At 34.9% G+C, this 10331-nt stretch carries 7 protein-coding genes; all 7 read right to left on the bottom strand.

Going from position 1 to position 10331, the window contains the following annotated elements; genetic code table 11:
• Nucleotides 1–95: 95 nt before the first annotated feature.
• The 7 genes from CUN59_RS19575 to CUN59_RS19545 all read right to left on the bottom strand — a co-directional run bounded on the left by CUN59_RS19575 (nt 96) and on the right by CUN59_RS19545 (nt 9617).
• Nucleotides 96–554: a ferredoxin gene (locus tag CUN59_RS19575; protein ID WP_104389407.1), complete on the bottom strand. Its 459-nt coding sequence runs from the start codon at nt 552–554 to the stop codon at nt 96–98.
• Nucleotides 554–940, bottom strand: coding sequence for a DUF1257 domain-containing protein (locus CUN59_RS19570; RefSeq protein WP_104389406.1), 387 nt, complete (start codon nt 938–940; stop codon nt 554–556). The genes CUN59_RS19575 and CUN59_RS19570 overlap by 1 nt, the downstream gene beginning before the upstream one ends.
• Nucleotides 941–979: 39 nt before the next feature.
• A complete protein-coding gene (locus CUN59_RS19565) occupies nt 980–1189 on the bottom strand; it encodes a DUF2997 domain-containing protein (protein WP_104389405.1) in 210 nt (69 codons plus the stop codon).
• A 762-nt stretch (nt 1190–1951) separates the two neighbouring features.
• Nucleotides 1952–2731, bottom strand: a complete 780-nt coding sequence (locus CUN59_RS19560; RefSeq protein WP_104389404.1) for a TspO-related membrane protein — start codon at nt 2729–2731, stop codon at nt 1952–1954.
• 6 nt (nt 2732–2737) lie between these two features.
• Nucleotides 2738–2977: a 2Fe-2S iron-sulfur cluster-binding protein gene (locus CUN59_RS19555; RefSeq protein WP_104389403.1), complete on the bottom strand. Its 240-nt coding sequence runs from the start codon at nt 2975–2977 to the stop codon at nt 2738–2740.
• Nucleotides 2978–3189: 212 nt separating this feature from the next.
• Entirely contained in the window at nt 3190–8310 is a 5121-nt protein-coding gene (locus tag CUN59_RS19550; protein ID WP_104389402.1) for a WD40 domain-containing protein, read from the bottom strand.
• Nucleotides 8280–9617 carry a P-loop NTPase fold protein gene (locus CUN59_RS19545; RefSeq protein ID WP_104389401.1) on the bottom strand — a complete coding sequence of 446 codons (1338 nt, stop codon included), beginning with the start codon at nt 9615–9617 and terminating at the stop codon, nt 8280–8282. The genes CUN59_RS19550 and CUN59_RS19545 overlap by 31 nt, the downstream gene beginning before the upstream one ends.
• Between the last annotated feature and the right edge of the window lie 714 nt (nt 9618–10331).

The raw sequence follows: 10331 nt of genomic DNA, 5'->3' as shown, positions 1-10331 counted from the left end.
ATAAGGAATACAGAGATTTTTCTTTTTTCCAAAAATGTTAAATTAATTTTGCTCAGGTACTTATCAACAATATTCAGAAGTCGGGGATTTGATTTTTATGAAAAACTGGATTTTTTTAACTTTTGTTTCTTGCGGCGTTTTTCTGTGGTCGCTACTCCATGTTCTACTGGATAACCAGCTACAGGAATTACCTGATATTGTCTTTCTACTTCTAATTTTTTGAGTTCTGTGTAGTCAACCCAGTGTATACAATCTACAGGACAGGTATCAATTGCTTCTTGAATTACTTCCTCTAGATCGCCATCTTGACGTAGGACACGCGATCGCCCATAATCCTCTTGAATAAAGAAAGTATTACGGGCAACATGAGCGCAATGTTTACAGCCAATACAGGTAATTTCATCTACATAAACGCCTTTCTGTCGCACCACACCGCCTAATTCTGGTTCTAGGCCAGAACGTTCTGGAACATCTCGTAAAAAACTCCCTAATTCCGGTTCTAAACCAGAACGGTGATCTTCTTGTCCTGTTAATGGCGGTAGGAAATCAGACATTACGCACTCCAGCGTTGTACTACTAGACGAATTGAACCATCTGCATTTTTTTGCTGTTCAGATACTTGGAAACCAACTTTAGCAGTTTCTTTGACTACTGTTTGATAAGCATAGCGTTGAGTCACTTGACGCAAAAACCCATCTACAGATAGATTTTGTTGCCAATATTGCAAATCTGCCACTAATTCGTATTCTTGACCATTCCATCTAAAACCGATATCATAGCCATTTTCTTGCTCAATTGTTATCTCGGCTGCATGGGTTTGACCCCGATAACCGCGTACCTCACTCGGTCCGGTTTTCCAATCTATTCCCAAGTCAGAAAGGGCATCTGTTAAGGATTCGAGATTACGGATTTGTGTTTTAATTTGGCTAAAGTGTGACATGGTGGGTTTTAATCAATGAAAATTAACTAGTTGGAAAACTTACCATTCGCTGTGGGCTGTTTGCGTATTCACCACACTATTGAGTTGGTTATTCGCAGCAAAAAATTCTGAGGTTGGTTCATGGGTCAACACTCTTCCTAGCTGGGCTTCTATGGCTGCTGTCACCTCAGTACAAGAAGTACCGATAATACCGGTAACTTTCTCTTGGACTCGACCATCTGGATGAATAATGAATTCTAATGTTTCCATGCTCTGAAAGCCAACCTCAATAGTACAATTGAACTTTGCTGCTGCACCAGCTCGACTGAAAATTTAGCTGTTGGAACTTAGATACAAATTTTGCCGTTTGCTTCATAATGTTCCACATTTAAACATATATATCTCAGAATCTTTACAAAAGTTATTATTTTTATTAGTATTTGCATCTGTCAATAATAAGTTTCTCTTAACCTGATCAATTAGTCAAGATGAAAATTAGGAAAAATTATAAATTGCTGCAAGTCCTATAAAATCAAGTTTATAGCCAAAGTTGTGGACAGGTTTAGCAATGGAAACATCTGCAAGGTTATTGAAAACCCCTATTCTTATCATTGAATTTAGCTTAATTAGATAAGCGTACAAAATATCCATTTATTTAAGTCATGACTTATGCAAATTTATTTTAAATCCATCATTATCTAACAATGTCCCGCACGTTATGCTACATCATTCTTATAACTTACACAATATATAATCGAAACCCTTATTATTTCCTAAGGGTAATTCATGAATTACCCCTACTTTCGTTCTGTTGTGCGTAAGTCCTGATTATTTTAAAAGGAATTAGAAACCTTAGCTACACAAATATAGCAGAAGGCAAGAGTGAAACCCTTAATATAATTAGGTTTTAAAGATGAATAATATCCTCATCAAAAATGGCTACAGCTATAAAATTCACCTATACGATTTATTTCCATACAGTCTTTCTCTATGTCCTCTGTGCCTGGAGTGGTTCGTTTTCAAAAAAGAGTTTTAGTTATCAGTACGAGAACTTCTAATTATTGTGATTGAGATCAAGGCAAATACCAAAAACGTGGCTAAATTCCGTAACATATTAACATCACTGTGTTTAATGGCGATCGCTATTAATGCCCAAACCGTCACACCAACATAAGGAATATCGTTAAATCTGATCATCATAACAGCACCAACAATTGACGCTATCACCAACATAATCATAGTCCAAACCTGACCACTAATTCCCCAACCATTCCACCCATAAAAATGTAGCGCGCAGGCGACATTTACCACAGTCGCCACACTAATCCAACTCATATAAATACTGATAGGATAGTGTAAACATAGCTTTTTGCGTTGGGATACAATCTTTTTGCCAATACCTAACAGTTGATATGTCACCATGAGGGATACCAAAATACCAAACATAGCCACCACAGAAAGGGTGAACAATCTCGCTAAAAAGAAATACACCCAAATACTTTGAAAACCAGAAGCAATAACTAACAGATATCCGATTTTCTGTAAATCTGCATCTTGTTTTTTTGACGGTATAAATTGATAAACAGCTAAGGCAAATAATCCTAAATAAATCAATCCCCAGACAGCAAAAGCATAGTTAGCTGGAATAATCAACACATCTTTAAATACAGTGTTAGAAATTGCTCCTATACTTAGTCCATTGAGGGGAAAAATATTAGAGGCCACATTCACCACAAAAGCACCAACAATGGCAATTAAAGTTACCCATTGTCGCAGCCGATCTTGATTATTGTTCACATTAGATTTTTGCATAAGTCATTACCAAGTTGGATCACTAAAAAGATGTATTGTTAATTGATCTTTTCCTGGAGGAACTACAGTAATACAAGCCCGAATAACTTCTCCATCCTCTAATTCTACAGTACAAGCGTGACAAGTTCCCATTAAACAACCAGTAGGGATTGATACACCCGCCCGTTCTGCTACATCTAACAACGGTTCTCCAACTTCCCCATCAACAGTTACATTATCTGGTAAAAAATTAATTTTTATACTCATTTCCTATTCCCTCTTTTTGTTATAGCAGTATGCACTTGAATAATATACATCATTAGCTGCTATAGAACTCATATTTGATTTAAAAAAAATTAGGTATTGTAGGGTATAGTTCGGCAAGCTCACCAACCATGTTAGACTGCATAAATTCTATCATCTGACGCACCCTAAGTATCTACGTATTTTTTCATAAATCAAATATTATTCCTATATATCTAATCATTTTCACACAAACTGCGATAACTTTGATTTTTGTAAGTATTGTTGCGGGTTATATTGGAATTATTTGACAAATAATCCTTTAATATATGGCAATTTCTTTTCAATAAACTTGTTAATGTAATATCTGACAATTTCCGTAAAACTACATTACCTTTACCACCACCGGCGGCTAATATTGTCCCATCAGGACTAAAATTAATAGTCGTTAACTCACCTGCATCACCTTTCAAAGCCATCAGCAAAATACCTTGTTGATTCCATAATCTCACTTGATTATCACTACTGGCCGCTAAAGTTTTCCCATCAGGACTAAAGTTAACACTAATAAAACCATCACCATCTCCCATCAGTGTTTGTTTTAACTCACCATCCTGACTCCAAATATTGACCTGACTATCAAGACTGACCGAGGCCAAAATATCACCATGAGGCGACCAAGCAACGCCATTAACTGCACTAGTATGGCCGCTTAAAGTTCTGATAATTTGTCCATCATTTGTCCATATTTTCACCAAAGTATCATCACTAGCAGAAGCTAATAATTTGCCATTGGGACTAAAACTAATCCAGTTAATTGCATCCCTATGACCTGTTAAGGTTTTGATCAATGCACCTTCTCGACTCCACAATTTGATAGTTTTATCCTTACCAGCAGAAGCGAGAATTTGACCATCACCGGACCACGCTACAGTTAAAACAGAATCATTATGTCCCTCTAAGGTTTTTAATAACTTACCCTTTTTATTCCATAATTTGATAGTTTTATCCCGACTACCAGAAGCGAGAATTTGACCATCAGGAGACCAAGCAACACCCCATACTTGATCAGTATGACCTGTAAGAATATTTAATAATTGACCTTCCCGATTCCAGATTTTGATTGTTTTATCTCGACTAGCACCAGCTAAAGTGTTACTATCAGGACTAAAACTCACACTTGTTACCCAATCATCATTGGCTTGAGGATTACGTAAAATTAAACTATCCCAACGCCAGAGAATAATAGTTTTATCTTTACTACCAGAAGCCAAAGTGTGTCCATCAGGACTAAAACTGACACTATTTACCCAACTATTATGTCCGCGCAAAGTTCCCAGTAAATTACCATTAAGACTCCAAAGTTTAACTGTTTCATCCATGCTTGCAGATGCAATAGTATGACCATCACGGCTAAAATTGACACTAATAACAGCACTACTGTGTCCAGAAAGAGTTTGCAACAATTTACCGTCTCGATTCCATAATTTGATAGTTTTATCCTTACTAGCAGAAGCTAAAAGGTTACTATCAGGCGACCAAGCCACAGATAAAATCCCATCCTTATGGGCTGGTAAAGTTTTTAATAGTTGACCGTCCTGACTCCACAATTTTATAGTTTTATCAGCACTGCTAGAAGCAAGAATTTTGCCATCATTAGACCAAGCTACAGCTAAAACAGCATCTTTATGACCAACTAAAGTTTTTAATAGTTTACCTTCTTGACTCCACAATTTTATAGTTTTATCTGTACTTGCAGAGGCAATTACATTACCATCAGGATGAAAACTGACACTATTAACAACAGATGTATGACCTACTAAAGTTTTTAATAGTTGACCCTCTCGACTCCATAATTTAATTGTTTTATCTTGACTACCAGAAACTAGCATTTGACTATCAGGACTGAAACTGACACTATTGATAATATCTTTATGTCCTGTTAAAGTTTTCACTAACAGACCTTGAGGATTCCAAAGATTAATAGTCATATCTGCACTAGCGGAGGCAATTAAAGATTTATCGTTGCTAAATGTTAATGTTCTGACTCCAGATAAATGACCTTCTAAACGATTACGCTCTTTAACTCCATAAACCGCTTGATAGATTGCAGTGAGTACCTTTTCCTGAGTATTAGAGTTACTCCATAAAGTTTTTTTCAATTTTTCTCCTGCTTTTAAACTTTCCTTGAGAGCATCAATACCTTTTTCCGAAGCAAATAACGCTTCACTAGATGCACTGAGAATTTTCATTTCACTATCTGTGAAGGTAATAACAGAGGCAGTTAGGCCAAAAATGGTAATCATACAAGCTGTTAAAGCAATCTTGAGCGCAATATTTAATCTAATCGCAATCAAATGTTCTTGTTTTTGACTTTCTGCTAATTTTTCAATTAACTCTTTTTCTTTTAATTCCCTTCGCAGTTGTTCAATTTGTAGCTGACTTTCTTCTTCCCACTTCCGCAATTCTCTTAATTCTGTGAGTAAATTATCTCCTTGGCAATCATGGGTATGGAATAAATTTATATTCTCTTGAGTTTTTTGTAATTCAGTCCTCAGATATTCAATTTCTTGATAACTATTAAGGATTTTTTCACGTAATTTATTAATTTGTATTTGTAATCCAGATTCCTGTGGTTGTAGATGACGAATTAAGTTTACTAAGTAGTCATGAATTAATTGATATTGTTTGGGAAAATTAGGAATAATAACAACCAACCCTGAATCAACTAAAATATTTAAAATTAGCTCTAAATTACTGGGGTTTTGTAATTCTGACAGTTCTGCTTTTAATTCTGCATAGGTTTTAAAGGGTCTCTTGTAATTTTCGTCCGTTAATAAATATAAAATTAGGAGAGTAGTCTGTTCATTTTCTTGTCCACATTCTTTAATAATTTCTTGGATATATTCTTGAATTAACCTGTTTGGGCGATAGGGTTGATATTGTGCCAGTGTAGTTATACATTTATCTTGTAATTGCGCGCCGACTAATTGCAATTCTATGGGGCGAATTTCACCAATTTCTAAGGACAAATCAGCCACTAAAGCATCAATTAAAGCTGGTTCTAATTGGAGTTGTAATTTCTGATGTAAATCATGGGAACGTTCAGTTAAATTTTCAATAAGTTCTCTAGCATTTTTAGTAGAAAAATTATTAAGTTGATAACGAAATTTTGTATCCAAGATATTATTTTTAATTGCCTCTATTGATGAAAGATACTTAAAATCTAGTAGGCGATGTAAATAATCTTCGCGCAAACTCAGAATAACTTTAACAAAGGATATACTTAAACAATCACTAATAAATTTATCAAATTCTTGTTTTTTATGACTGTCTGTATCACCAAAGAAAAATTCTTCAAATTGGTCAAATATTAAAACTGTAATTAGAGAATAATCGGCATTCTTTCGTAGTTGTTGGTAAATGATATCAACATTCATAACTGGGTGAATATCAGCTAGAGGTTTCGTTTCTATGGCTGATTTTTTCGCCAGGTTTGACATGGCCTTATTTAAGGATTTCCCTAATTCTCCTAACCAATCTGTATATATTCGTACAACAACTGGTACGGCAATTTGATCACCCACAGTGCGGTTTTGCAGCGCGGGAACTAAGCCGGCAGTAACTAGAGAACTTTTACCGACACCTGACTGTCCATGAATAATTATCAATTTTTGGTCAGCACGGCTAATTCTACCAATTAAGTTATTAACATCATATTCTCTACCTGAAGCAGTAATTTCTAAAGCTATGCTACTATTTTCCGATATAGATACTGTGAGTTGTTTTTGCGGTTTTAAACATCCAGCACCGATAAATGGCACAAAACCATATTCTTGTTCCAAGGAATGAATTCTTTTGTTAACAACATGGGCTTGAAGATAGTAACCTGCTTCAAAATATAGGGATTTCAAAAGCTCTAATAAGTTAATATACCGATAGGTATCATATTGATATTCATTACTTTCTAAAGCTAAATATAATTTTTGAGATGCTGTGTTTATATATTCTTCTGCCTTCGTTTTTTTTCCCAGCTTATTAAGAGCTTTAGCTAAGGTTAATAGATAAATTTGTTCTAATAGTAGAGGTAATAAATCATCTCCTATTTCATTCTGTCTTTTTATTTCCTCTAGGTGCATTAGTGATGTATGTGCCAAAATACTAGCCTGTATCCAATTTGATTTATGTAAGGCTATATGTGCTAAGACGTTATAATCACAAGCTACGTGAATTTTAGATCCATATATTCGATGCAATTCTAGAGATTTTTCAGCAACAACCTGTAACTCTATCCAATCTCCCAAAAGATATAAAACTTCTACTAATTCCTTAATAAACGCAGATAACAATTTTGTACAGCCAGCAAGTTCTAATATTTTAAAACATTGGCAAAAATTTCTTTTAGCTAATTGAAAATAACTCTGACCTGCTTTTTTATTTCGTTTGCCAATACGATAAAAGCATAGTCCAACGTACAGTAATAAAACTGCTATTTTCAAAGAATACTTATGGTGAAAAACAAAATTTTCTTCATTAGAATAGCATTCACTACAATCCTTAACACATTTCTGCGTTTTCTTTTCTTGAGTATGAGTAAATAAATTTTCTGTTTGCTCCCAAAAATGTAAACTCATTTGAAAATTAGTTAAAGCCGAATTAATTCGATTATTCACATAATCATCTATACCAAAAACAAAATCTAAACTGGACTTTAATTCTGCTTCTATGGTGATACCCTGCCTTTGTAATTCAGAAATTGCATAATGAAGTTGATTGCTATTCCTCCATATTTTTTCTAAGGTATTCATTGTACCTTTAAAATAGTCACTGTCTAAAATTTTAGTGAACAAATTATCAGTTTCTTGTTGCAGAAACAGTAGTAACTCCTCAGGAGTAATTTCAAATCTAATCGGTGTGGCTGCCCAACTGGCAAAATCTGGAGCTAACCGCCAAATTTTAGGTAATATCTCATCATTGATACAGAAAATCATAGGGATTGGATAAGACTTGCGAAATTCATCCCGGACTTGATTAATAGAACGCCAGAGATCGTCTATACCATCAACTGATTCAAACCCTGTAATTATTAATCCAGCCGGGTTGGTAATAGTAAGTTGTGATTGAATCGTTGTATATAGACTTGTAGTTTTGTTATGCAAAGTGATAGTTTGAAAATTTTCACTTTCCCAACCCATAGTTACTAATTCTTGGTGGATTAAGTCATGCAAAAATTGGTAGTTACAGCACACTACGATAACTGAAAATTGATTTTTAGAAAAAGTAATAGCCCTGTATAGGCTATGTATTGAGTGTTGATTGATAGCCATTATGTGTTTGCCTTGCTGTTTTTCAACCATGATTTAAATTTCTCGGTTTCTGCTAAAACTGGGTTAATTGCAAACCAAACTCCTTGGTGATCACGATATTCAAATACGAATAAACTACGTAATAACATATCGTACTGTATATCACCTTTAACTCGTTGATCTTGAATCACCTGAAATATTAAGTCACTTTCATTTATATCAAGGGCATTGGCACGATAATCTCGTTGTCTGAGAATTACCAATTCTACACAATCACGATCAAAAGGCGGATCTTGTTCTCGCAAACAATCAAATAATAATCCTAACAAGTCCCGAACGTGACCGCCACTAATTAAACATAACCGATCTAAAGTTTCTATACTATCAAATAGTTCGGTTACTAAGTTAATCCGATCTGCTGGTAATTTTTCAGGAAAGGCTCTTGCTAATACCATTTGTCTCATTAATTCTAGCCCTTCATTATTAATTTCTCCAGAACGTTGACGCACGGGAATCATCGGTAATACTTTTGGTGGAACTCCACCTCCTAAGCGATGTTGTAGTTGGGCGCTATCGTTAGAAAATGTCAGAGCTAAGGGAATTGTGTAAACTATATGGCAATTAAGTTTCCGTAGTTGTTCCCCCCGATCAATAAATAAGTATTCTGGCAGCGATCGCCCAGAAGGTAAAGGACGAATAGCAACTCTATCCAAGTTATCAACAATTACAACTAATCCTTTTTTACCTCTAGCCTTTAACTCTAGATTGGCACGATCTAGTAGTTCTTGATTGATGGATTGGAGAATATTTTCTGTGCGTGGTTCTAGATAGTCTCTTAATCGTCTGCGTAACTGTGGACTTTCTTTTGTTTTAGCCGTAATTTTGGCAATACCTACGGACAATTCGGCTTCTACACCTAATTCTATCGGTGTTTGTAAAAAGTCTACCACCTCACTAAACAACTTGGTAAAGTAACTTGGTTGCACACGCAGTTTCATCTCTTCCAAGTTTTTACTTACCAAACCAGCGATCGCTAATAAAATGTCCGTAATATCTATATCCACCATCTCTAGAACATGGGTGGACTCAAAATAAACAACATGAAAATTTTGTGCTTCTAATTCTGCTTTGAGCCTTAACAGTTCTGTAGATTTTCCACAACCCAAATGTCCTGTAAATAATTGACACGTTGGTGTATTGGGAGAAATTTTAGTAATAGTACGCAATAAGGCCTCAATAATTTTACCACCACGTACTGAAGTAAAGTCAATATAATACATCCGGTCGTCTAGGTTCTCAACCATCAACGGACGGGAAGGATTACAAGCTTGATAAAATCTCTCTAAATTAAGAAGCATAAAAAACTTAATTCACGCTGTAATGGTAATGACGTTGTCTGTCATATTCTCTTTACAGTGAAAAATTAGCTCTATCCGCAATAACTCTGTATATAAAAATAACTAATTTTATCTTTTTATTAATCACATTTAATCAAGCTATTCCACAGCATACAAAATTATTTAACCGCTATTTATGAGTGTTGATGCTAATAATATTATTGACTCGACATTGTAAGCAATAAAACTATTAAGCGAGAAATTATATACAACAAAGTATCAGTGTTGGTCAAAAAATTATCTCTGAAATCGCGTTGAACAAACTTTGTAGATCCGAAAATTTTTATCCATGGAACGTCTCTACAACCTTGATGCCACGCATATTTATTTTTTACGAGATGTCTAATAGCTGTTTTGGCTATTTCCAAGATACAAAGAGTCCTAACCTCTGCATGTACCATTATTCAGACAATCTCCGGATTGATCATCTCTAGAGGATATATTCCCGAATAACTGTGATTGGTTATTATTGTCACTGTTAAACTGAGAACCCTTGACGGACAGCTTATTACCTGCAAAACAAGCATGGGAATTGCACAGATAAACTGACAATACCATTAGTCCTATACCAATTGTTTTCTTCATATCAAAATTCAATTCCGATTTTTACTAGGTCATCAGTAACGTCATCTTGATCAAGTCTGAAAACTGAATTAATCTGCTCATAGTTCTAAA

This window comes from Cuspidothrix issatschenkoi CHARLIE-1, assembly GCF_002934005.1.
Lineage (GTDB): Bacteria > Cyanobacteriota > Cyanobacteriia > Cyanobacteriales > Nostocaceae > Cuspidothrix > Cuspidothrix issatschenkoi.
This window is presented reverse-complemented; position numbering and strand designations above follow the sequence as displayed.